The organism is Microbispora sp. KK1-11, assembly GCF_006874435.1.
Classification (GTDB): domain Bacteria; phylum Actinomycetota; class Actinomycetes; order Streptosporangiales; family Streptosporangiaceae; genus Microbispora; species Microbispora catharanthi.
Window position 1 is genome coordinate 94,696 of the sequence record NZ_VIRJ01000022.1, and the last position, 23,092, is coordinate 117,787.

24 protein-coding genes are annotated in these 23,092 nt (G+C 72.0%); 7 read left to right on the forward strand and 17 right to left on the reverse strand.

Annotation, left to right across the window (positions count from 1 at the left end):
- Positions 1-7: 7 nt before the first annotated feature.
- Both FLW16_RS27695 and guaB read right to left on the reverse strand, forming a co-directional pair.
- Positions 8-1,126 (reverse strand): GuaB3 family IMP dehydrogenase-related protein, encoded by a 1,119-nt coding sequence (locus tag FLW16_RS27695; RefSeq protein WP_185949620.1) that lies wholly within the window; start codon positions 1,124-1,126, stop codon positions 8-10.
- Between the two features lie 191 nt (positions 1,127-1,317).
- The gene (gene guaB, locus FLW16_RS27700) at positions 1,318-2,799 is read right to left on the reverse strand and encodes an IMP dehydrogenase (protein ID WP_142563083.1); all 1,482 of its coding nucleotides are present in this window, start codon (positions 2,797-2,799) and stop codon (positions 1,318-1,320) included.
- A 589-nt stretch (positions 2,800-3,388) separates the two neighbouring features.
- Here guaB and FLW16_RS27705 point away from each other — a divergent pair.
- A complete protein-coding gene (locus FLW16_RS27705; protein ID WP_142563084.1) occupies positions 3,389-4,393 on the forward strand; it encodes a LuxR family transcriptional regulator in 1,005 nt (334 codons plus the stop codon).
- Between the two features lie 83 nt (positions 4,394-4,476).
- The gene (locus FLW16_RS27710) at positions 4,477-4,854 is read left to right on the forward strand and encodes a DUF5319 domain-containing protein (RefSeq protein ID WP_142563085.1); all 378 of its coding nucleotides are present in this window, start codon (positions 4,477-4,479) and stop codon (positions 4,852-4,854) included.
- Here FLW16_RS27710 and FLW16_RS27715 read toward each other — a convergent pair.
- The 5 genes from FLW16_RS27715 to FLW16_RS27735 form a co-directional block, all read right to left on the reverse strand.
- The gene (locus tag FLW16_RS27715) at positions 4,815-5,030 is read right to left on the reverse strand and encodes an anti-sigma-D factor RsdA (RefSeq protein WP_139573619.1); all 216 of its coding nucleotides are present in this window, start codon (positions 5,028-5,030) and stop codon (positions 4,815-4,817) included. The two genes, FLW16_RS27710 and FLW16_RS27715, sit on opposite strands and share 40 nt — an antisense overlap.
- On the reverse strand, positions 5,027-5,653 hold the full coding sequence (locus tag FLW16_RS27720) for a sigma-70 family RNA polymerase sigma factor (RefSeq protein ID WP_142563086.1): 627 nt from the start codon (positions 5,651-5,653) through the stop codon (positions 5,027-5,029). The genes FLW16_RS27715 and FLW16_RS27720 overlap by 4 nt, the downstream gene beginning before the upstream one ends.
- Before the next feature lie 312 nt (positions 5,654-5,965).
- Complete coding sequence (gene groL / locus FLW16_RS27725; protein WP_142563087.1) at positions 5,966-7,591, reverse strand: chaperonin GroEL; 1,626 nt, start codon at positions 7,589-7,591, stop codon at positions 5,966-5,968.
- Between the two features lie 66 nt (positions 7,592-7,657).
- Positions 7,658-7,972, reverse strand: a complete 315-nt coding sequence (gene groES / locus FLW16_RS27730) for a co-chaperone GroES (protein WP_111699864.1) — start codon at positions 7,970-7,972, stop codon at positions 7,658-7,660.
- Positions 7,973-8,452: 480 nt separating this feature from the next.
- Entirely contained in the window at positions 8,453-9,295 is an 843-nt protein-coding gene (locus tag FLW16_RS27735) for an NAD-dependent epimerase/dehydratase family protein (RefSeq protein WP_142563088.1), read from the reverse strand.
- A 140-nt stretch (positions 9,296-9,435) separates the two neighbouring features.
- On the opposite strand from FLW16_RS27735, the gene FLW16_RS27740 reads away from it, so the two are divergent.
- From FLW16_RS27740 to FLW16_RS27750, 3 genes are all read left to right on the forward strand, one after another.
- On the forward strand, positions 9,436-10,041 hold the full coding sequence (locus FLW16_RS27740; RefSeq protein WP_142563089.1) for a MarR family winged helix-turn-helix transcriptional regulator: 606 nt from the start codon (positions 9,436-9,438) through the stop codon (positions 10,039-10,041).
- Between the two features lie 28 nt (positions 10,042-10,069).
- Positions 10,070-11,278 (forward strand): class I SAM-dependent methyltransferase, encoded by a 1,209-nt coding sequence (locus tag FLW16_RS27745; RefSeq protein WP_142563090.1) that lies wholly within the window; start codon positions 10,070-10,072, stop codon positions 11,276-11,278.
- 155 nt (positions 11,279-11,433) lie between these two features.
- Complete coding sequence (locus tag FLW16_RS27750) at positions 11,434-12,282, forward strand: hypothetical protein (RefSeq protein ID WP_142563091.1); 849 nt, start codon at positions 11,434-11,436, stop codon at positions 12,280-12,282.
- 25 nt (positions 12,283-12,307) lie between these two features.
- Here the strand turns inward: FLW16_RS27750 and tsaD are convergent, their stop codons facing one another.
- The 10 genes from tsaD to FLW16_RS27800 all read right to left on the reverse strand — a co-directional run bounded on the left by tsaD (position 12,308) and on the right by FLW16_RS27800 (position 20,978).
- A complete protein-coding gene (gene tsaD, locus FLW16_RS27755) occupies positions 12,308-13,345 on the reverse strand; it encodes a tRNA (adenosine(37)-N6)-threonylcarbamoyltransferase complex transferase subunit TsaD (RefSeq protein ID WP_142563092.1) in 1,038 nt (345 codons plus the stop codon).
- 94 nt (positions 13,346-13,439) lie between these two features.
- Positions 13,440-13,898 (reverse strand): ribosomal protein S18-alanine N-acetyltransferase, encoded by a 459-nt coding sequence (rimI, locus tag FLW16_RS27760; RefSeq protein WP_142563139.1) that lies wholly within the window; start codon positions 13,896-13,898, stop codon positions 13,440-13,442.
- Positions 13,899-13,947: 49 nt separating this feature from the next.
- Positions 13,948-14,670 (reverse strand): tRNA (adenosine(37)-N6)-threonylcarbamoyltransferase complex dimerization subunit type 1 TsaB, encoded by a 723-nt coding sequence (tsaB, locus tag FLW16_RS27765; protein ID WP_142563093.1) that lies wholly within the window; start codon positions 14,668-14,670, stop codon positions 13,948-13,950.
- Positions 14,671-14,781: 111 nt separating this feature from the next.
- Positions 14,782-15,336: a class F sortase gene (locus FLW16_RS27770; RefSeq protein ID WP_142563094.1), complete on the reverse strand. Its 555-nt coding sequence runs from the start codon at positions 15,334-15,336 to the stop codon at positions 14,782-14,784.
- 2 nt (positions 15,337-15,338) lie between these two features.
- Complete coding sequence (locus FLW16_RS27775) at positions 15,339-15,977, reverse strand: hypothetical protein (RefSeq protein ID WP_142563095.1); 639 nt, start codon at positions 15,975-15,977, stop codon at positions 15,339-15,341.
- A gap of 237 nt (positions 15,978-16,214) precedes the next feature.
- Positions 16,215-16,676 carry a tRNA (adenosine(37)-N6)-threonylcarbamoyltransferase complex ATPase subunit type 1 TsaE gene (gene tsaE, locus FLW16_RS27780; protein WP_142563096.1) on the reverse strand — a complete coding sequence of 154 codons (462 nt, stop codon included), beginning with the start codon at positions 16,674-16,676 and terminating at the stop codon, positions 16,215-16,217.
- On the reverse strand, positions 16,673-17,725 hold the full coding sequence (locus tag FLW16_RS27785; RefSeq protein ID WP_142563097.1) for an alpha/beta fold hydrolase: 1,053 nt from the start codon (positions 17,723-17,725) through the stop codon (positions 16,673-16,675). The genes tsaE and FLW16_RS27785 overlap by 4 nt, the downstream gene beginning before the upstream one ends.
- Positions 17,726-17,749: 24 nt before the next feature.
- Positions 17,750-18,895, reverse strand: coding sequence for an alanine racemase (gene alr, locus FLW16_RS27790; protein ID WP_142563098.1), 1,146 nt, complete (start codon positions 18,893-18,895; stop codon positions 17,750-17,752).
- A 54-nt stretch (positions 18,896-18,949) separates the two neighbouring features.
- Positions 18,950-20,452, reverse strand: a complete 1,503-nt coding sequence (locus tag FLW16_RS27795; RefSeq protein WP_142563099.1) for an NAD(P)H-hydrate dehydratase — start codon at positions 20,450-20,452, stop codon at positions 18,950-18,952.
- A gap of 175 nt (positions 20,453-20,627) precedes the next feature.
- Positions 20,628-20,978, reverse strand: a complete 351-nt coding sequence (locus tag FLW16_RS27800; protein WP_142563100.1) for a holo-ACP synthase — start codon at positions 20,976-20,978, stop codon at positions 20,628-20,630.
- A gap of 158 nt (positions 20,979-21,136) precedes the next feature.
- Here FLW16_RS27800 and coaA point away from each other — a divergent pair, with 158 nt between their 5' ends.
- Both coaA and FLW16_RS27810 read left to right on the forward strand, forming a co-directional pair.
- Complete coding sequence (coaA, locus tag FLW16_RS27805; protein ID WP_142563101.1) at positions 21,137-22,078, forward strand: type I pantothenate kinase; 942 nt, start codon at positions 21,137-21,139, stop codon at positions 22,076-22,078.
- Between the two features lie 9 nt (positions 22,079-22,087).
- Complete coding sequence (locus tag FLW16_RS27810) at positions 22,088-23,038, forward strand: DUF389 domain-containing protein (RefSeq protein WP_142563102.1); 951 nt, start codon at positions 22,088-22,090, stop codon at positions 23,036-23,038.
- The last annotated feature ends 54 nt before the right edge of the window (positions 23,039-23,092 follow it).

The following is a 23,092-nucleotide window of genomic DNA, read 5'->3' on the forward strand; positions in this document are numbered from 1 at the left end:
CAGCGGCTCAGCGCTGCGGCGGGGCGACGACCACCTCGACGCGCTGGAACTCCTTGAGGTCGGAGTAGCCGGCAGTGGCCATCGTGCGGCGCAGCGCGCCGAGCAGGTTCATCGAGCCGTCGGCCAGCGACGACGGGCCGTGCAGGATCTCCCGCAGCGTGCCGATCGTGCCGAACTCGACCCGCTTGCCTCGCGGCAGCTCGGGGTGGTGGGCTTCGGAGCCCCAGTGGAACCCGCGGCCGGGGGCCTCGGTGGCCCGCGCGAGCGGCGAGCCCACCATGACGGCGTCAGCGCCGCAGGCGATCGCCTTGGCGATGTCGCCGGAGCCGCCCATGCCGCCGTCGGCGATGACGTGGACGTAGCGGCCGCCCGACTCGTCCATGTAGTCGCGGCGGGCCGCGGCCACGTCGGAGATCGCGGTGGCCATCGGCACGACCACGCCCAGCACGTTGCGGGTGGTGTGCGAGGCGCCGCCGCCGAAGCCGACCAGCACGCCGGCCGCGCCGGTCCGCATGAGGTGCAGCGCCGCCGTGTACGTCGCGCAGCCTCCCACGATCACCGGGACGTCGAGCTCGTAGATGAACTGCTTGAGGTTCAGCGGCTCGGCCCGGCCGGAGACGTGCTCGGCGGAGACCGTCGTGCCGCGGATCACGAAGATGTCCACGCCCGCGTCGATCACGGCCTTGTGGTGCTGCACGGTGCGCTGCGGCGACAGCCGTACGGCGGTCGTGACGCCGGCCGCGCGGATCTCCTCGATGCGCCGGCCGATCAGCTCGTCCTTGATCGGCGCGGTGTAGATCTCCTGCAGCCGCCTGGTCGCGGCCTCCCGGTCGAGGGTGGCGACCTCCTCCAGGAGCGGCGCCGGGTCCTCGTAGCGGGTCCACAACCCTTCGAGGTCGAGCACGCCGAGGCCGCCCAGGCGCCCGATCTCGATGGCCGTCTGCGGCGACACGACGCTGTCCATCGGGCTCGCCACGAGCGGAGACTCGAACCGGTAGGCGTCGATCTGCCAGGAGATCGACACCTCCTCCGGGTCACGGGTGCGCCGGGAGGGCACGATGCCGATCTCGTCCAGCGCGTAGGCACGCCGCCCGCTCTTGCCGCGCCCGATCTCCACCTGTGTCATATCGCCTGTTCTTTCCGTTTCTTCCGGTACGACCTAGGAGTCTCTGACAAATGCTGCCCGTCGCGAGCGTGGATCCAGGTGGATGCAGCGCAAGGCGGAGGAGCCGATAACAGCGTTATCGGCGACGACGACAACGTAGCGAGGCGCCGCCTGGGCCACGCGCAGCAGGGCCATGATTTGTCAGACACGACCTAGCGCCCGTGGTAGTTCGGAGCCTCGACCGTCATCTGGATGTCATGCGGGTGGCTCTCCTTGAGCCCGGCCGCGGTGATCGGCATGAGCTGCGCCTTCTCGTGCAGCTCCTCGATCGTCCGGGAGCCGGTGTACCACATGCCCTGCCGCAGGCCGCCGACCAGCTGGTGGGCCACCGCCGCGACCGGGCCGCGGTAGGGCACCTGGCCCTCGATGCCCTCGGGGATGTACTTGTCCTCCCCGGACACCCCGGCCTGCGCGTACCTGTCCTTGCTGAACGACGCGCCGCCGCGCTCGCGGTTGCGCACCGCGCCCAGCGATCCCATGCCCCGGTACGACTTGAACTGCTTGCCGTTGATGAAGATCAGCTCACCGGGCGACTCCTCGCAGCCGGCCAGCAGCGAGCCGAGCATGACCGTGTCGGCCCCGGCGGCCAGCGCCTTGGCGATGTCGCCCGAGTACTGCAGGCCGCCGTCGCCGATGACCGGGACGCCGGCCGGGCCACACGCCAGCGCGGCCTCGTAGATGGCGGTGAGCTGTGGGGCGCCCACGCCCGCGACGACCCGGGTGGTGCAGATAGAGCCGGGCCCGACGCCCACCTTGACCGCGTCGGCGCCCGCGTCGACCAGCGCCTGCGCGCCCGCGCGGGTGGCGACGTTGCCGCCGATGACGTCCACCCGGCCGTTGGCCTTGATCTTGGCGATCATGTCGCACAGGCCGCGCGAGTGCCCGTGCGCGACGTCGACGATGATGACGTCCACGCCCGCCTCGATCAGCGTCATGGCGCGCTCCTCGGCGTCGCCCGCGACGCCGACCGCCGCGCCGACCATCAGGCGGCCGTCGGCGTCCTTGGTCGCGAGCGGGTACTGCTCGCTCTTGGTGAAGTCCTTGACCGTGATGAGGCCCTGCAGGCGACCGGCCTCGTCCACGAGCGGGAGCTTCTCGACCTTGTTCTGCCGCAGCAGCCGGAACGCCTCGTCGCGGTCGACGCCCACCGGCGCCGTCACCAGCGGCATCGGGGTCATGACGTCGCGCACGACCCTGCTCTGGTCGCTCTCGAACCGCATGTCGCGATTGGTGACGATGCCCACGAGCACGCCGTCCGCGTCGGTGACCGGGACCCCGGAGATCCGGTAGGTCGCGCACAGCCGCTCGACGTCGGCGAGGGTGTCCTCGGGAGAGCAGGTGACGGGGTTGGTCACCATCCCCGCCTCCGACCGCTTGACCAGGTCGACCTGCTGCGCCTGCTCCTCGATCGAGAGGTTGCGGTGCAGGATGCCGATGCCGCCCTGCCGGGCCATCGCGACCGCCATGCGCGCCTCGGTGACCGTGTCCATCGCGGCCGACACCAGCGGGATGCGCAGCGTGATGGTGCGGGACAGCCGGGTCGTCGTGTCGGCCTCCCCCGGCTGCAGGTCCGAATAGGCCGGAACGAGTAGCACGTCGTCGAACGTGAGTCCCGGTTCGGTGAACTTGGCCATCTGCTGCACCCCTCCTGCGCTGTGGGTCCTCGCGCGTGGGTCCCTCGCCAGACCCGAGGTCAGTCTAGTGGGCGCCCCAAACCGCATCCGGCAGACCTGTCAAGGGGGAGGGCACAAAAAGTGGGGGGACCGGCTTCCGGTCCCCCCACTTCCCCGCGTCGCGCCCGCCACGCCCGTCGAGCCCCCCTCCGCGCCCGGCAGACGGGGCGTTCCCGGCTAACGCTGGGTCAAGAATGCGTCACACAGCGTCTACGCGCAATGGCGTAACGTGCAACTGCACAAAGATGCATTTCCTGTCTCTCGAAACTACGCCCGAAACAAATGCCGAACCCTCACATCCATACAAAAGCCGCCACGCTCAGCCCTGCCAAATGTGTGAACGGGACGGACAGCGCGGAAAATCCGAGCTATTCTCGCGATCCGAAGCGAGGCGGGGATGGGGCGGAAGTCGGCGCAACGGACGCCGGGAAACGTTTTCTCCCAGGGGCCGGCGAGCCAGTGGATCAGTGCGCCCAATGCGATCAGCGCGGCGCGACCGGTGCGGTGCCATCGGCGCCGCGCGACCAGTGTGACCACCGACGGAGCGAGCATGAGTACGACGCGCAACGCCGCCTCCCCGGCCGACCCCTTCGAAAGCCTCGGCCTCTCCCCCGACCAGGCGGCCCTCTACACGGCCATGCTGCGGCTGCACCGCGCCACGCTGACCGAACTCGCCGAGGCGGTCGACCGGCCCGCGGAGGACGTGCTCGACGCCCTGGACGGGCTCGTACGGCTCGGCGCGGTGAACCGGCGGCGGGAGGAGTTCCTCGCCCGCCACCCGGCCGCGGCGATCGGGCGACTGGTGGCGGAGAGGCTGGACCGCATGGCGCGGGAGACGCGCCAGATCGACGAGGTGCTCGCGGCGGCGGGGCGCCTGACCCACCACTACGACGCGGGCCTCGACTGGCGCAGCGGGCGGTTCTCGGTCGAGCCGGTGAGCGGCGCGGACGAGCTCTGCGAGAGCGTGATCGGCCTCGCGCTGCAGGCGCCCCCCGCCGAGCTGGTCATGGCCGTGCCGGACCGCCGCACCATGGCCAGGTTGGCGGACGGGTACGGCGGCCAGTGGATCCAGGCCGCCGCGGACGGCATCCTGCGCCCGCGGATGGTCGTCGCGCTCGACGCCGTGTCCGCACCCGCCATGCGTGAGGTGTGCGCGCGGTTCTCGGCGGCGGGCGCGGGGCTGCGCGCCCTCGACGCGGTGCCGAGCTGGTTCTTCGCGCTCGGCGACGGCACCGCCGGGCTGCCCGCCGAGTGGGGCGTCCCGCTGCCCGAGCACTCCTACAACTGCTACCTGGTCCACGCCCCGGTGGCGGTGGGGGCGCTGCGGGCGCTGTTCGAGGCGCTGTGGGCCCGGGCCGCGCCGATCTCCCCGCACAACAACGCGCTGCAGGTGCTGCGGCTGGCCGCGCACGGCCTGTCCGACGACGCCATCGCCCGCCACCTCGGCGTCTCCGTGCGCACGGTGCGGGCCAGGTTCGCCGAGGCGATGTCGGAGCTGGGGGCCCAGTCCCGCTTCCACGCCGGGGTGGAGGCCGCCCGCCGCGGCTGGCTGTGACGCCCGCGTCCGGGGCACGGCCCGACGAGCAGATGGGGCGCACTTTCGCTCGTGGAGGGGGCCGTGGTCATAAGGTGGGATGCGTGCTGGAAGACGTCCCCCGCGACCCGTTCGCGGATGACCCCAACGACCCCGCGGCGGAGCTTGGAGCGCCCGACGACGTGGAGCCGCTGACGCTCGCGGAACGCGACGAGGCGCTGACCGATCTCGCCGACGTGGAGGTCTTCCGTTCCCTGCTCGAACCCCAGGGCGTGCTCGGCCTGGTCCTCGACTGCCCGGAGTGCGGCGAACAGCACTACTTCGACTGGGACCTGCTGCGCGGCAACCTGCGCCAGATGATCGACAACGGCCGGCCTCAGGTCCACGAGCCGGCCTACCAGCCCGACCCGGCCGACTACGTCAGCTGGGAGTACGCCCGGGGCTACGTGGACGGCGTGATCGACACGGAGGAGAGCCACTGACCGTCCACGTCGGCGACGAGCGCGCCGAGCAGGCGGATGGCGGCGTCCGTGCCGCCGACCGGCTCGCGGCGGGCGAGCGCGTCGAGGACGGCGTCCGTCCGCATTACTTCGCCCTCCACGTCGGCATCGCCGTACGACCCGAGGTGGCGAGCCGTACGACGACGTTTCGTGGTCACGCAATCGACTCCAGCTCGGCCAGCTGCCGGAGCCTGGCGAGCGCACGATGCTGCGCGACCCGGACGGCACCTGGTGACATGCCGAGTACATTACCCGTCTCCTCGGCGGACAGGCCCGAGACCACCCGCAGAATGAGGAGCTCGCGCTGGGTGTCCGGGAGCCGGGCGAGCAGGTCGCGGGCGTGCTGCGCCTCGATGTAGCGCACCACCGTCTCCTCCGGCCCCGGGCCCTCGTCGGGCCCGTCCGGCAGGTCCTGCGTGGGCACGGCCGAGCGGACCGAGCTGCGGAGGGCGTCGGCCACCTTGTGTGAGGCGATGCCGAAGACGAACGAGGCGAACGGGCGGCCCATGTCGCGGTAGCGCGGCAGCGCCGACAGCACCGCGATGCACACCTCCTGGGCCACGTCGTCGGCGATGTGGTACTGACCGGACACCCTGCCCAGTCGAGCCCTGCAGTAGCGGACCACCATCGGGCGCAGGTGTCCCAGCAGTGATTCGATCGCGGTGCGATCTCCCTGTACGGCAAGGCTGGTCAGTTCCCTGAGGTCGGGCTCATCCGATCTCGTCGCAAGCCTTACCCCAGTTACGGCGTCGGCGACGCATCCCTCGGTCACGTTAGGCATGATGCCCGTCACGATCGTTCATGTCGTCATGGTTAACGGCTACGGATTGGTCACATTGACGCGTCGATAACAGTCCGTAATCGACTGATCACTCGACCGTTGGAACATTCCAACCGTAATGCCCAAAACAAGGGATATACGGCTGACGGCTTGACAGGGAAAAAGAAGCATGCCGGTCGTTCGCATTGCCCGCGAGCCGGCTTCGCCCCCGACGGCCCGTCCGCACACAGAACGGGCAAGAGGCAAAAAAGCGGCGCCCCGCGGTCCGCCCTTGCGGGCGGGCGCGGGGCGCGATGCGCGGAAGGCGCGGAATCAGTGGCCGTGACCGTGGCCGTGACCGTGACCGCCGTTGGCGGCCGGAGCCTCCTCCTCGGGCTTGTCCACGACGAGGGCCTCGGTGGTGAGCAGCATGCCGGCGATGGACGCGGCGTTCTGCACGGCCGAGCGGGTCACCTTGACGGGGTCGATGACGCCCTGGCCCACCAGGTCGCCGTACTCGCCGGTGGCGGCGTTGAGGCCCTCACCGACGTTCAGAGCGGCGATCTTGGTGGTGACGACATAGCCCTCCATGCCCGCGTTCTCGGCGATCCAGCGGGCGGGCTCGATCAGCGCCTTGCGGACGATCGAGACGCCGGTGGCCTCGTCGCCGGTCAGGCCCAGGTCGTCGAGCTCCTTGGACACGTGCACGAGCGCGGAGCCACCGCCGGAGACGATGCCCTCCTCGATCGCGGCGCGGGTCGCGGAGATCGCGTCCTCGAGGCGGTGCTTCTTCTCCTTCAGCTCCACCTCGGTCGCGGCGCCGACGCGCAGCACGCACACGCCGCCCGCCAGCTTCGCGAGGCGCTCCTGGAGCTTCTCACGGTCCCAGTCGGAGTCGGACTGCTCGATCGCGACCTTGATCTCGCGGACGCGGTCCTCGATCGCCTGGGCGTCGCCGGCGCCGTCCACGATCGTGGTGGTGTCCTTGTTGACCACGACGCGGCGGGCCGTGCCGAGCACCTCGAGGCCGACGTGCTCCAGCTTGAGGCCGATCTCCTCGCTGACGACCTGGCCACCGGTGAGGATGGCGATGTCCTGCAGCATGGCCTTGCGGCGGTCGCCGAAACCGGGGGCCTTGACGGCCACCGAGGTGAAGGTGCCCCGGATCTTGTTGGTCACCAGGACGGCCAGGGCCTCGCCCTCGACGTCCTCGGCGATGACCAGGAGCTGGCGCTTGCTCTGGGCGACCTTCTCCAGCAGCGGCAGGAAGTCCGCGATGGAGGAGATCTTGCCCTGGGTGATGAGGATGTACGGGTCCTCGAGGACCGCCTCCATGCGCTCGGAGTCGGTCACCATGTAGTGCGACAGGTAGCCCTTGTCGAACTGGAGGCCCTCGGTGAACTCCAGCTCCAGGCCCATCGCGTTGGACTCCTCGACGGTGATGACACCGTCCTTGCCCACCTTGTCGAACGCCTCGGCGATCAGGCCGCCGATCTTCGCGTCCTGCGCGGAGATCGTGGCGACGTTGGCGATCTCCTTCTTGTCCTCGACGTGGCGGGCGCTGCCGAGCAGCCGCTCGCTGACGGCCTGCGCGGCCTTGTCGATGCCGCGCTTGAGGCCGAGCGGCTGCGCGCCGGCGGCCACGTTGCGCAGGCCCTCGCGGACCATGGCCTGGGCCAGGACGGTCGCGGTGGTGGTGCCGTCACCCGCGATGTCGTTGGTCTTGGTCGCCACTTCCTTGGCGAGCTGGGCGCCCAGGTTCTCGTACGGCTTGTCCAGCTCGACCTCGCGAGCGATGGTCACACCGTCGTTCGTGATCGTCGGGGCACCGAACTTCTTGTCGATGACGACGTTGCGGCCACGCGGGCCGAGGGTCACCTTGACTGCGTCGGCGAGAGCGTTCACACCACGCTCGAGAGCGCGCCGCGCGTCCTCTTCGAACTCCAGGATCTTCGGCATTCAGGTCTCCTTATGAGCGCGCGGAGCCCCGGGCGCGAGTCCCGGGGCTCCACTGGCCGACGCGGCCTACTTCTCGATGATGGCGAGCACGTCGCGGGCCGAGAGCACCAGGTACTCCTCGCCGCCGTACTTGACCTCGGTGCCGCCGTACTTGCTGTAGAGGACGACGTCGCCCTCCTTGACGTCGAGCGGGATGCGCTTCTCGCCGTCCTCGTCCCAGTTGCCCGGACCCACAGCGAGGACGCGGCCCTCCTGCGGCTTCTCCTTGGCGGTGTCCGGGATGACCAGGCCGGAGGCGGTGGTCTGCTCGGCCTCAAGCGGCTGGACCACGATGCGGTCGCCAAGCGGCTTAACGGGAACCTTGGTGGCGGTCGTCACGATCGGACCTCCCCTTCAGATTGCGATGAATGAGCTGAAGAGGCGACCAGCGGCCTGCCGTCGCGGGTGTCAGACCTGTCTCGTCGCTGTTGGCACTCTCACTGGGAGAGTGCCAACACGAAACAGTATGCAAGTGGCGCGTGACAGTCAACACGAACCGGCATCGCAGGTCAGACGCATCCGGCGGCAACGCGCCCGAGATCGCCCGTTCAGCCGCCCGCCGTGCCGGCGTCATCATCGCGGCCTCCGGAGGGAGCGAAGGGGCGACTACGCGGAGCAGGTGATGCAGAGGGTGGCCACAGCGGTGTGCAGGAAGTCCGTGTTCTGGTACCAGACGGAGTAGAGCCGGTCTTGGGGTGTTCTTGGCCTGATCGCCTTTCGGGGCTTGGCGGAGGCTTGGTCCGGACCCCGCCCGGCGGGATCCGGATCTCGACGTCACGGGGCCGGTCCGGCAGGCCCCGCCCCGCATCCTCCGCGGAACGGTCAGGCGCGGGAGGCGTACGAACCGGAGCGGACGTCGTCGACGATGCCGGGGCGGCTCGGCTGCCAGCCGAGGACCTTCCTGGCGAGGTCGCCGCTCACCACCTGGCTCAGGGCCAGGCCCTCGGCGAACGGGCGGCCGAGCACCTCGCTCGCCTCGCCGATCGGCCACGGCACCGCCTTCCCCGTACGGCCCGCGGCCGCCGCCACGTCGGCGACGCTCACCGCCTCCTCGGCGATCGCGTGGAAGAGGCTCCCCGGCTCGGCCTTCTCGATCGAGGCCACGAGCAGGTCCGCCAGGTCGTCGACGTGCACGGTCGCCCAGGTCGGCACCGGGCCGCCCGCGTGGACGTACCGGCCGCCCTCTCCCTCGGGGGAGGCGAGCAGCGTGGGGATGCCGGCGCCCCGGCCGTACACGATGCCGGGCCTGACGACGACGCCGCCCCCGTCCAGCACGAGCCTTTCCAGGCGCGGACGGTAGCGGGAGGCGGGGATGGGGTTCACCGGCGCGTCCTCGCCCGCCGCCTCGGTGGTGGTGCCGAGCACCCAGACGCCGCTGATGTAGACGAGCCGCGCGCCGCCGCCGGCGAGAGCCTCGATCGCCGCGACGTCCACCGCCTCGTCCCCGACGGGGTTGGCGGCGTGCACGACGACGTCGATGTCCGGCGTGACCGCCTCGCGGAGCGTCTCGGGCTCGTGGATGTCGCCGTGGCGCACCTCACCCGGTAAGGCGGCGTCGCGGGCCTTCGGCCGGACGAGCGCGACCACCTCGTGGCCGCGTTCCGTGAGGCGCTCCGCCAGCGCAGAACCGATGTACCCCGTCGCGCCGAGCACCAGGACCTTCATCTCTTCCACCTCTAACACTTCGACGCCTTACTGTTCGACGCAGAAGGTATCGCACCTCTGGCTTATATTTCAACGTCGAAGTGTCGGATACGATGGCCGATGGAGGAGGAGCGGCGAGGAGGACCCGGACCGCGCGCGCCATGAACGACACCCTCACGAACGACACCGCCGGCGACGGCACCGCGGGCGACTGCGCTCCCGGCGACCGTGCTCCCGGCGCCTGTGCTCCCGGCGACCGTGCTCCCGCCAACGACGCCGTCGACCGGATCCTCGGCCAGTGGGCCCGGGTGCGCCCGGACGTGGACTGCTCGGCGATGGGAGTGGCCGGGCGGATCTCCCGCGCGTCCCGCCTGCTGGAGAAGGGCATCAAGGAGTACTTCACCGGGCACGACCTCGAACCGTGGGAGTTCGACGTGCTCGCGACTCTCTTCCGGTCCACCCCCGATCACCGGCTCTGCATGAGCGATCTCGCCACGGCCGCGATGGTCAGCTCCGCGGCGCTCACCAACCGGGTGGACCGCCTCGTCGTCAAGGGCCTGGTGCACCGGGAGGTCTCGCCGTCCAACCGCCGCATGGTCCTGATCACCCTCACCGACGAGGGCCGGGCGGCGGTCGACGGCCTGCTTGCGGGTCACGTGGCCAACGAGGAGCGGCTGCTGGCCGGCCTCACCGACGAGGACCGGGAGCGGCTGTCCGGCCTGCTCTGCAAGCTGCTCACCTCGCTCGGCGACGTCGGCTCCTGCTGACCGCCGGGCAGGCGGTAGCGTCGCGGGCGTGGACCTGGACGCCTTCCGCACGCTGCTCACGCCCGCCGGGCGCGGAGCCCTCGACGAGGCCGTGAAGATACTCGCCGGCGGCGCCGATCCCGTGGCCGCCGCGAGCGCGTTGCGCCGGAGCCACCCGGCGGACCTGGCGGCGGCGGCGCTCACGCAGGCGTCGCTGCGACGGCGGGCCGAGGCCAAGTTCGGCTCCGACGCCGCCGTCATGTACTTCACCCCCCACGGGCTGGAGCAGGCCACGCGCCCCGAGGTCGCCGCACACCGCGCCGCCAGAATCCGGGCCGCCAGAATCCGGGCCTCCGGAGAGCCGGAGGACGGCCCTGCCGTGCTGGACGTCTGCTGCGGGATCGGCGGGGACCTGCTCGCGCTGGCGAGGGCGGGCTGCCCGGTGGACGCCGTGGACCTCGACCCGCTGACCGTGGAGATCGCCCGTGCCAACGCGGCGGCGCTCGGCCTGTCCCGTCTGGCCGGCGTCCGCATGGGCGACGCCGCGCTGGCCGACCCCGGCGGATACGGCCTGCTGTTCGCCGACCCCGCCAGAAGGGGGGCGAGGGGACGGACCTTCGATCCGATGGCGTACTCCCCCACGTGGCCGGTCGTGCTCGACCTGGTGGCCCGCGCCCCGGCGGCCTGCCTGAAGGTGGCCCCCGGCATCCCGTACGAGTTCATCCCGGAGGGCGCCGAGGCCGAGTGGGTGTCGTACCGCGGCGAGGTGAAGGAGGCGGCGATCTGGACCGGGATGGGACCGGGCGGCCGGCGCGCCACCCTGCTGCCGTCCGGGTCCACGCTCACGGCGTCCGGCGCGGAGGCGGAGACCGGACCGGTGAGCCGCTACCTCTACGAGCCCGACGGCGCCGCGGTGCGGGCCCACCTGGTCGCCGAGGTCGCCGCCCTCGTGTCGGGCCGCCTCGTCGATCCGCGGATCGCCTACATCACGAGCGACCGTCTCGTACGCACGGAATGGGCGCCCTGCTACGAGGTGACCGACGTCATGCCGTTCTCGCTGAAACGGCTCAGAGCGGTGCTGCGCGAACGGCGCGTCGGCGTGGTCACCATCAAGAAGCGCGGGTCCGCCGTCGACGTCGAACGGCTGCGCAAGGATCTGCGGCTTTCCGGCGACAATTCCACCGTGATCGTTCTCACCCGCATCGAGGAACGGCCGTTCGCCCTGCTCTGCCAGCCCGTGACCAGCATGAATGGCTGAAATCGGAACAATTCACCGGCAATTACCGCCTTTCTCATTCCCCGCCTGATGGCCGCGGGTCAGGGCCTAAAGTTGACCGTCGGGCGTCCGCCTGTTCGTTCATCTGCGCGAGACCGGGCCGAACCGATGTTTCGGCGAGTGAAGGAGCATTCTCGGTGGAGCATTCCAGCCACAACCTCCTCCAGGCGGGCAGCCAGACCGCCATCTCCGACCGGATGCGCGAACTGCTCGCCCGGGCGGCCCAGGACCACGTCTACGAGCAGCGGACGCAGGGCGCCGTGCTCGACGAGATCCGCCAGCGGCTGGAGGGCATGGAGTGGCTCCTGCGCGAGGTGCGCGAGCGCGAGCTGGGCGGCCTCGGCATGGCACTCGAGGTGATCACCCAGCGGCTCGACGACATGACGGTCAGGCCGCCCGCCTGGGCGGAGGGGCTGGCCCAGCACATGGAGCTGCTGCGCGACCACGTGGACGAAGTCGGCGGCCACACCCAGGGCCTCGCCGACCGGATGGCGGACGTCGTGCACCGGCTCGGCAAGTTCCAGGGGAGCATGGAGGCCGCAGCCGGGCGGTTCACCAGGATCGACAAGGCCCTCGCCGCGCTCACCGAGCGCACCGAGCGGCTGGAGGCCGTCGTCGTCGAACGGCTGGACTCGGTCGGGGGCCGGATCGAGGCGGTGGAGAGCGGGGTCGAGGGCATGGACGCCAGGGTGACCGCGCTGGGCGCCGGCGTCGGCGACGTCGCCGCCGGCGTGGACGAGATGAGCACCACCATCGCGGGCATGAACGCCGACCTCACTTTGGCGGCGGGGGCCGTCGTGCCCCTCGCGGACGCGGTGCGCAGCAGGCCGGACCGCGAGCAGATCGCCGAGACCGTCTCCGACGCGGTCACCCGCGCCATGGAACCGGCCCGGGGCGACGTGGCCCGGCGGCTCGCCGCGCTGGAGGAGACCATGCTGGCGCTCGCCGAGGTCCTCCTGCGCCCCGCCCGCGGCCACGCCGACTGAGAGAACCCGCCCCCCCGCCGCGCGATCAGACGTTGACGACGGTGATCGGAAGCGACGAGTCGGCCGGGATCTCCAGGGTGGAGGGGGTCGCGCCCGCCGCCACCAGGTCCGCGCCGAGCGCCGCGACCATCGCGCCGTTGTCGGTGCACAGGCCGGGCCGCGGCACCCGCAGGCGCACCCCGGCCGCGTCGCAGCGCTCCTGGGCCAGGGCCCGCAGCCGGGAGTTGGCGGCCACGCCGCCCCCGATCAGCAGGTGCTTCACGTCGTAGCGGGCGCACGCCTGCAGGGCCTTGCGGGTGAGCACGTCCACGACCGCCTCCTGGAACGACGCGGCGACGTCGGCCACGGGCACCGCCTCGCCGGCCGCCTCGCGGGCCTCGACCCACCGCGCCACGGCCGTCTTCAGGCCCGAGAAGGAGAAGTCGAGGGTGCCGTCGTCGTACTTGCCGCGCGGGAACGCCACCGCCGTGCCCGAGCCCTCGCGGGCGGCCCTGTCGATGTGCGGCCCGCCGGGGAACGGCAGCCCGAGCACCCGGGCCACCTTGTCGAACGCCTCCCCGGCAGCGTCGTCCACCGTCGACCCGAGCGAGATCACGTCCTGCGCCACGTCGGGCACCAGGAGCAGCGAGGAGTGCCCTCCCGACACCAGCAGCGCGATCGAGGGCTTGGGCAGCGGGCCGTGCTCCAGCTGGTCCACGGCGACGTGCGCGGCGAGGTGGTTGACCCCGTAGAGCGGGACGCCGAGCCCCAGCGCGTACGCCTTGGCGGCGGCTACTCCGACGAGCAGCGCACCCGCGAGACCGGGGCCCGCGGTGACGGCGACCGCGTCGATGTCGGAGAAGCGCAGCCCTGCGGAGGCCAGCGCGCCTTCGACCGTGGGCGTCATCGCCTCCAGGTGGGCCCGCGAGGCCACCTCCGGCACCACACCGCCGAAGCGGGCGTGCTCGTCCATGCTGGAGGCGATGGTGTTGGCCAGCAGCGTGTGGCCGCGGACGATGCCCACGCCCGTCTCGTCGCAGGACGTCTCGATCCCCAGCACGATCGGCTCGTCACGCCTGCTCATGCCACCTCCTCGCCTTGCGGCTCGGAGTCCCGTCGTGCCGGAGGCGCGCAGGTGACCCGGCCGCGGGTCGCACTGTGTTCACGTATTCGCTCGCTCATGCCCCGCCCCCCGTATCTCCGTGTCGTGGCCCGAGGTCCTTCACCATGGTGATGGCGTCCGTGCCGTCGTCGTAGTAGCGCCGTCGCAGGCCCAGCCGCCGGAAGCCGAACCGCTCGTACATCGCCTGCGCCGGCGGGTTGTCGGCGCGCACCTCCAGGAACACCGAGACCGCGCCGCGCCGTACGGCCTCGGCGAGCAGCGCGTCCATCAGCGCGGTCCCGACGCCGGCACGCCGGTGATCGGCGAGGACCGCGATCGTCTGGACGTCGGCCTGGTCACCCGCCGCCGCCAGGCCGGCGTAACCCACGACGCGGTCGCCCACCTCGGCGACGACGTAGTGCCGGGTGCGCGGCTGGTCGGCCAGCTCGCCGCGCAGCATGGCCTCGCTCCAGGCGTCCGCGGGGAACGTGGTCCGCTCGATGTCCATCACGACGGCCAGATCCTCGTGGGTCATCTGGCGCAGCACGACCTCGGTCTGCCTCACGACATGCCCCCGCGGCGGATCACGCCGTCACCCGCTTCGGCGCCCCGGGCACCTGCGCGTCGGGACGCCGCAGGTAGATGGGCCGCGGCGGGCCGAGCACGGCCAGCTCCCGCGCCTTCTCGACCGAATCCACGCGTCCCTCGGGCACCCGGGCGAGCTCCGCCGCCTCCTCCTCGCTCAGCGTCGCGAGGTGCTCGGCCGCCAGGGCCGCGAGCGCTCCTGCCGAGGGATGCTCGGGACCGCGCACCCGGCCGGCGCCGATGACGTCGGCGTACATGGCGCCGCCCGCGCCGATCACGGGCAGTTCCCCGGGCAGGTCGTGCGGCCGGTCCACACGCGGCCCGTCGAGCCGCGTACGCGGGTCGCCGTACCGCGCCCAGAAGACCTCCTTGCGGCGCGCGTCGGTCGCGACGAGGAACGGCCCGCTCTCCCGCGCGGAGTACGCGAGGGCGTCGAGCGTGCACACCCCGAACGCCGGCACACCGGCGGTCATGGCCAGCGCCGTCGCCGTCATCAGGCCGACCCGCAGACCGGTGTACGGCCCGGGGCCGGTCCCGGCGACGATGGCGGTGACGTCCTTGAGCGTCACGCCGGACTCGCGCAGGACATGCTCGACGGCGGGTGCGAGGAGCTCTCCGTGCCGCCGCGCGTCGATCGTCGTCGACTCCGCCACCACGCGCTCGCCGTCGTACAGCGCGGCGGTGACGGCGGGAGTGGCGGTGTCGAAGGCCAAGACAAGCACGAAGGTCAAGCGTAGTCGCTGTGCGGAGGCGGACGACCACGCCCGTAGCCGACTCCGGCCGCTCGGTCCCCGGCGCCGCGACGGCCCTTGCCCACGCGGCCGCCGACCGCGTCAGGCGGCGCGGATCAGGGAGGCGTAGACGATGATGTTGTCGCGGTATTCGTGCCGCGACCAGTCGAAGTTCCCGCCGCAGGTGATCAGGCGCAGGCCGTCCTCGGTGTAGACGCGCTCGGCCGGGAAGTCGTCCTTCGGCACGCGCTCCACCGAGTCGACGCGGTAGGAGGCGGTCTTGCCGTCGCTGCGCACCACCTTCACGACCTCTCCCTCGCGCAGGTCGCGCAGCCGGTAGAAGACGGCGGGAGCGGTCTTGGTGTCCACGTGGCCGATGATCACGGAGGCGCCGGGGTCGCCGGGCACGGCGCTTCCCGTGTACCAGCCCGCGGTGGACGGCTTGTCGAACGGCGGCAGTTCGACGTCGCCCTCGTCGGACAGGCCGAGCTTCATCAGGGGGGCCTTGAGGTGCAGCGCCGGGATGTCGATCCGCTTGGGGACGACGGAGGACCTGACGGCGGGCTGGTCCGTCATCCCCTTTCCGCCGGCGACCGCGGCGAACGCGAGCCCGGTGACCACCCCGGCGATGATCACCCCCCGGGTGGACAGTGCCAAGGTCAGGCTCCGGAGCGCCTGCGGGCCACGCCGATGCCGACGCCGAGCGCGGCCAGCAGCACGACGACGGTCACGCCCGTCGGCAGGCCGGACTCGTCTTCCGGGCCCCCGGCCGCCGTGCCGCCGCCGCCCGCGTGCGGCGCCCGGGTGGGAATCCTCGTGTGGTCCTCGGTGTGGTCGGGCTCCGGCGCGACGATCCTGAACGACGCGCTGCCGATGTCGTTGGTGGCCTCACAGCGCACCTGCACGCGGTAGCCGCCCGCCTTGGCCCCGGCCCTGATGGTCGCGCTGCCGCGCACCATCGGCACGGTCGCGGTCGGGGTGGCCGACGGCGGCGGCGGGGCCACCAGCGTGACGAGCCCGGTGAAGGCGTCGGATCGGGCGGTCGCCCGATATTCCGTGCCGCCCTGGGGCAGCGGGCACCTGGCGGTGATGTGGATGCTCTTGGTCGACCCGCCGACGATCCGCTTCGGATCGACCTCCACCCGCACGTCCTGCCGCGAGAGCGAGACGAGCGGCGTCGGCAGAGCCGGGGTCAGCGTCATCGTGGGGTCGGCGGAGACCGTCTCGGCCGACGCGGTGCAGCCCAGCGCGCCGAACAGTAAGGCTCCCCCGACGGCGACCTGCGTGATCCTGCTCAACGGCACACCTCTTCCACGCCGGTCCCTTACCCAGAAAATCCTTACCGACTCATGACCTAGGATCTTCCTTGTTCCCGATGATCCACAGGAACGCGGACAGGCGTCAAGGACTGTGCGGCGGACCGGTCTGGATCGCGTACGGACGACGCCCGGCTTGTCCCTCCAGATCCTTCTCGCACGTCAGAGTCCGGGTTGCGGCCTTTTATGCGGCTCCGGGCGGCTCCGGGTGGCGGGTGCTCAGGTGAGGGAGAGCCCCGACCAGCGCGGGCCCACGCCCGTCACCCGTACGCGGCGCTCCTCACCCTCGGCGCCCCGCTCGACGTGGACCTCCAGACGGTCCTCGGACAGGCCCTCGACCAGGCCCTCGCCCCACTCGACCACGGTCACCGACTCCTCCAGCGAAGCGTCGAGGTCGAGATCGTCCACCTCCAGCGTGCCGCCCAGCCGGTAGGCGTCCGCGTGCACGAGCGCGGGCCCGCCGGACAGGGACGGGTGGACCCGGGCGATCACGAACGTGGGGGACGTGATCGGCCCGCGCACCTTGAGGCCCTCGGCGATGCCCTGCACCAGCGTCGTCTTCCCCGCGCCCAGCGGCCCGCCCAGCACGACCAGGTCTCCGGGAGCGAGCAGCGCGGCCAGCCGCGCGCCCAGCGCCCGCGTCTCCTCTGCGGTCGCGGCCCGGAACTCGGCCGTGGTCACGTGTTCCCCCTCTCGGCTCGCTTCAGCAGCTCGCGCAGCGCCTCGTTCACGGCGTCGGGGCGTTCGAGCTGCACGAGATGCGATGTCTCCGGCACCGTGGTGAGCTGCGCGGTCGGCGCGGCCGCCGCGATCGCCCTGCTGTGGTCGAGCGGCGTCAGCCAGTCGCGTTCGCCCACGATTATCGCGGTGGGCACCTTGTTGAGCACGTCGAGCGCGGTGAGCTTGTCGTGCGTCATCAGCGCCGGATAGAAGTCGGCGATCACCTCGGAGGGGGTCGCCCTGATCATGGACTCGACGAAGTCCACGACGGTGGGGCTGACGTTCTTGGAATCGCCGAACCCGAGGTGACGCAGCGCCAGGAACGACAGGTCGGTGCCGGCCTCGCGGCCCCGGTCGACCAGCGCGCCGCTCCTGCGCATGATCGAGACGGCCGACGGCACCGCGAGGTTGACGAGCTTGGAGACCAGGGCGGGCAGGCCCAGAGTGATCTCGGCGAGCTTGCCCGCCGAGGTCGCGATCAGCGACACGCCCCGGATCTTGTCGCCGAACAGCTCGGGCCGCCGCTCCGCGAGCGCCATGATCGTCATGCCGCCCATGGAGTGGCCCACCACCACGCACGGCCCAGGGACGAGCTCGTCCAGCACCAGCGCGAGGTCCTCACCGAGGCGCTCGATCGTGCAGTCGCTGGCCATCGCGCGGGCGGACTGGCCGTGGCAGCGCTGGTCCCACAGCACCAGCCGGTAGGAGTCGCGCAGGTCGCGCCGCTGGTAGTGCCAGGAGTCCGAGGACAGGCAGTAGCCGTGGCACAGCACCACGGTCAGCGGCGCGTCCTCCACGCCGTCGATCTCGGCATGGATCTTCACACCGTCCGAGGTCGTGAGCGTCACCGAACGTCCGTGCAGCTCGCCGAAGGGCTCACTCGCCTCCAGGTCCGGCCGCAGACGGATGCGGCCGACGGCGTACCTCTTGGCGAGCGTGGCCGCCGCCACTCCCGCCGACGCCGCGCCGAAGACCGCTCCGGCGATCCCGACCTTGCGACGTGTGCTCATGCCTGCCCTCCTCGCAGCCGCGGCTCAGCGTCCATCCGTATGGACACGAGGCACGCGGGATCCGATCCTCGTCACGATCTCATGAGTAATCGTGCCCAGGGAATCCGCCCATTCCTGACAGGTCGGCTCGCCATTGTCCCCGGGGCCGAAAAGGATCACCTCGTCCCCCGATTCCGCCGGATCGTCACCGAGGTCGATGACGAACTGGTCCATGCACACCCGCCCGGCGATCCGCCGCCGCCGGCCCGCCGCCAGCACCTCCGCCCGATTGGTCGCGTTTCGCAGGATGCCGTCCGCATACCCGAGAGGGACGAGGCCAAGCGTGGTCTCACGCTCCGTGACGTACAGGTGCCCGTACGACACGCCCGAGCCCGGGGCGGCCCGCTTGACCTGCGCGAGCCTGGCCGTCAGCGTCATGGCGGGGCGCAGCCCGAAGTCGCCCAGCTCGGGGATCGGGCTCAGGCCGTAGACCCCGATGCCCGTGCGGACCATGTCGTACCTCGCCCGCGGCAGCGTGACGGTCGCGGCCGAGTTGGCGAAGTGACGGATCGCATCGCTCGGCACGCCCGCCTTGTCGGCGACGGCGAGCGCCTCCTCGAACGTCGCGAGCTGGCTCTCGATCGAGGGATGGCCCGGGATGTCCGCGCAGGCGAAGTGCGACCACAGCCCGGCGATCTCGATGGCTCCGCTCGCCCGCGCGGCGAGCGCGTGCTCGACCAGCGACGGCCAGTCCGCCGGCGTCGCGCCGCCGCGGGAGTTGCCCGTGTCGGCCTTCAGGTGCACCCGGGCGGTGCGCCCGGTGCGCCGGGCGGCCTCGACGATGTCGTCCACGACCCACGTCGCCCCGGCCGACAGTTCGACGTCCGCGAGCAGCGCGGCGTCCAGCGGCTCGCCGGGTGTGATGAGCCACGACATGACCGGCGCGGTGACGCCCGCCTCGCGCAGCGCCAGCGCCTCGCGGACGACGGCCGTGCCGAGCCGGCTCGCGCCCGCCTCCAGGCACGCCTTCGCCACCTGCGCCGCGCCGTGGCCGTACGCGTCGGCCTTGACGACGGCCATCATCTCGGCACCGGCGGCAGACTCGGCGAGCAGCCGCACGTTGTGCGTGATGGCGGACAGGTCCACGCGTGCCTCGGCCGGGGTCGCGGAGCGCACCGTTGAAAAGCTCATTTTTCCAGTGTGTCAGGTGGACCCGGGTGGATGCGCCCGCCCTGACACCGCACGTCAGAGCGTACGCAGGGCCTCGGGCAGCGCCTCCGCGACGTCGAGGGCGGCGATCGGCGCCTGTCCGCGTCCCGCGGCCCCGCCTCCGGCGGCCGTCCGCGCCGCCAGCCCGTGGACGTACGCCGCGCACGAGGCCGCGTCGTAGCCCGTCAGCCCGGCGGCGAGCAGGGCGCCCGCGATGCCCGACAGGACGTCGCCCGTGCCGCCCGTGGCCAGCCAGGGCGTTCCCGTGGTGTTGACCCGCACCGGCCTGTGCTCCTCCGCGACGAGCGTGGTCGAGCCCTTCAGCAGCACCGTCGCCCCCAGCTCCGCGGCTGCCCTGCGCACGTGTTCGAGCCGCCCGGCCTCGATCCGCTCGCGCGGCACGCCGAGCAGCCGCGACAGCTCCCCCGCGTGCGGCGTGAGCACGGTGGGGGCGGCCCGGCGCAGCAGCGTGCGGTCCTTGGCGACCAGCGTCAGCCCGTCGGCGTCCACCAGCACGGGCACCCCGGTGGACAGCACCGCGCGGGCCACCGCGTGCGCCTCCGGGCCCGTGCCGAGCCCGGGGCCGAGCACCCACGCCTGCACGCGGCCGACCTCGTCCAGCGAGCTCTTCAGCACCAGCGACGGATCGAGCACGGTCGTGACGGCCTCCGGCCAGCGGGCCCTGACAAGCCGCACCGGCTCGGCGGAACTCGCGAAGCGCACCATCCCCGCGCCGGCGCGCACCGCACCGCCGACCGAGAGCACGGCGGCCCCGGTGTACGTGTCGCTGCCCGCGGCGATCCCGACGACGCCCCGCCGGTACTTGTCGCTCTCCGCGCCCGGGCGGGGCAGCAGGTCGGCCACGTCGTCGGCGGTCAGCGCGGCCACCTCGGGGTCCGGCAGGAAGGGCCCCAGGCCGATGTCCACCGGCTCGACCGCGCCCGCGTGGGCGGCGCCGGGATCGACCAGCAGACCGGCCTTGTACGCGCCGAACGTCACCGTCAGGTGCGCGCGGACCGCCGGTCCCTCGACCCGTCCGCTGCTCGCGTCCACCCCGCTCGGCACGTCGACCGCGACGACCAGGCCGCCGGTCTCGGCGGTCAGCTCCGCCAGCGTCGCGTACGGCTCCCGCAACGCCCCGCTGCCCCCGATGCCGACGAGGCCGTCCATGACGAGGTCGGCGCCGGCCAGCAGTTCACGTGCCCGCGCGGCGTCGTACGGATGCGCCCGGCCGCCCGCCGCCCGCAGCGCGGCCAGGCCGCCCTCGTGGGTGCGCGAGCCGGCGAGGACCGCCTCCACCCGCGCTCCCCTGCGAGCCAGCCGGGCTCCGGCGTACAGGGCGTCCCCGCCGTTGTCGCCGCTGCCGATCAGCAGCGCCACGCGAGAGCCGTACACCCGGCCGCAGGAGCCGGCGAGCAGGTGCGCGCAGACCGCGGCGAGCCCGGCGGCGGCCCTGTCCATCAGCGTCCCCTCGGGGAGCCTCGCCATCAGCGCGAGCTCGGCGGAGCGGATCTGGTCGGAGGTGTAGGCGGTCCGCATGCGTCCGACGGTAGCCTGCCGGGTCGGCGATGGCGATCACCGTACGCCGGGCATCGGCGGGGAAATGCCGCCGCGGCACAAACGGCGGTCTTTCCCGCGGCCGATCGGTCCCGTCTCCTGGACCGCCGCGCGCCGGGACGGCCGACTCCCCGGGGCCCTCGCTCGGCGTTCCTGCTCAGGACTCGGCGACGACGTAGGCGACCGCCATGCCGCCGTCGTGCGACAGGGAGACATGCCATCTGCGTACGCCGAGGTCGCGGGCCACCTCGGCCGCCCGGCCCGTGATCCTCAGCTCGGGCCGGCCGTGTCCGCCGCGCACGACCTCCGCGTCCAGGTGCCGCAGGCCCGGCGGCCCCCCGAGTGCCTTGGCCACGGCCTCCTTCGCGGCGAACCGCGCGGCCAGCGACTCCAGCGGCAGCGCGCCCTCGGCATCGGTGAACAGCCGCGTCCGCAGCGCGGGCGTGCGCTCCAGGGCCGCACCCAGGCGCGCCACCTCGACCATGTCCACCCCGATGCCCACGATCACACCGTCAGCGTACGGCGCGGCCGGTGACACGGAGCGAACGAGGAGCGGTGAGGGACCAGTGACGTGAAGTGAACGTTCTTCCCCGTCGCACGCCGAAGTAATCCATCGATTTTTGTCCACAGGCTGTGCACGACCCCGGGTGGGGGCACGGAAACGCCATGGCTACGCTTGCCGTCGTGGCAGATGGGGACGCGTACGTCGAGCTGAGCCGGGAGCAGTGGCGTGACCTGCGCAAGAACACACCGCTCACGCTCACCGAGGCGGAGCTGGAGGAGCTGCGCGGCGTCCACGACCCGATCGACCTGTCCGAGGTCACCGACATCTACCTGCCGCTCACCCGGCTGCTGAACCTGCACTTCACCGGTTCGCGGCAGCGCGGCGCGGCCGTCGGCGCGTTCCTGGGCGAGCAGGACGCGCCCCCGCCGTACGTTCTGGGCATCGCGGGCAGCGTCGCGGTCGGCAAGTCGACCACGGCGCGGCTGCTGCACACGCTGCTCGCCCGCTGGCCCGAGCACCCCCGGGTCGACCTGATCACCACCGACAGCTTCCTGTACCCCAACAAGGTGCTCGAAGAGCGCGGGATCATGCACCGCAAGGGCTTCCCGGAGAGCTACGACCGGCGCGCCCTGGTGAGCTTCGTGGCCGACGTGAAGGCGGGCCGTACCTCGGTGGAGGCGCCGGTCTACAGCCATCTGGAGTACGACATCGTGCCCGGCGCCGCGCAGACGGTGGACCGGCCGGACATCCTCATCGTCGAGGGGCTCAACGTCCTGCAGCCCGCACCGCCGGACGCCCTGGCGGTCTACGACTACTTCGACTTCTCCATCTACGTGGACGCCCGGATGGAGGACATCCGCACCTGGTACGTGGAGCGCTTCCACAAGCTGCGCCGCACCGCCTTCTCCGACCCGAAGTCCTACTTCCGGCACATCGCGGCGCTGTCGCACGAGGAGGCGACGACGTTCGCCGAGAACGTCTGGCGGGAGATCAACGAACGCAACCTGGTGGAGAACATCGCCCCCACCCGCCACCGGGCCGGCCTGATCCTGCACAAGGGCTCCGGCCACTCCGTCAGACGGGTGCGGCTGCGCAGAACTTAGGATGCGGCCGTGCTGCATCTGCGGGTCATCTCCCCGTTCCAACGGACCGACCAGGTCGTCGAGGTGTTCGACCGTACGCCGGGAGTCACGAACGTCGTGCTCCTCGCCAAGGCGGCCAGGAAGCCGGAGGGCGACGTCGTGCTCGCCGACGTCGCCAGGGAGGCGGCCAACACGGTCATCGGCGAGCTCAAGGCGCTCGGCCTGGAGCGGGACGGCTCGATCACGGCCGAGGACATCGAGCTGTCGATCTCCCGGGGCGCGGCCGAGGCGGAGGAGCGGGCGCCCGGCGAGGGCGACGACGCGGTCGTGTGGGACCACTTCGAGCAGCGTGTGGCCCTCGACAGCCGCATCACGTGGGCGTTCCTGGCGTTCCTCGCCATCGCCACGCAGATCGCCGCGATCGGCGTCCTCATCCCCTCGCAGATCCTGATCGTCGGCGCGATGGTCCTCGGGCCTGAGTTCGGCGCGGTGGCGGCCGTCTCGTTCGGCCTGCTCCGCCGCCGGTGGCGGCTGGTCGGCACCGCGGCCCGCACACTCGCCCTGGGCTTCGCGGCCGCGATCGCCGTCACCCTGGCCTGTGCCCTCGTCTCGCGCGGCCTCGGCTGGATCTCCCCCGACAGCCTGCGGCACCACGACGAGGTGCGCTTCATCGTGACGCCCGACCGGTGGTCGTTCATCGTGGCGCTGCTCGCCGGCGCGGCCGGGGTGCTGTCGATCACGGCGGGCAAGTCCTCGGCGCTGGTGGGCGTCTTCATCTCCGTCACCACCGTCCCCGCGGCCGGCTACATGGCCGTGGCCCTGGCGCTGTGGCGCTGGGACGAGGTCGGCGGCTCGGCGCTGCAGCTTCTCGTCAACATCGCCGGGATGGTCGTCGCCGGCACGCTGACGCTGTTCCTCCAGCGTGCGCTGTGGTCCCGGTACGGCGGCGGTCGGGCGACGGGCGCGACGAGGCATACCTGAGGCGTAGGCGGGTTCCTCCATCAGACGGAGGCCCGGCGAACGCCCCGCCCAGTA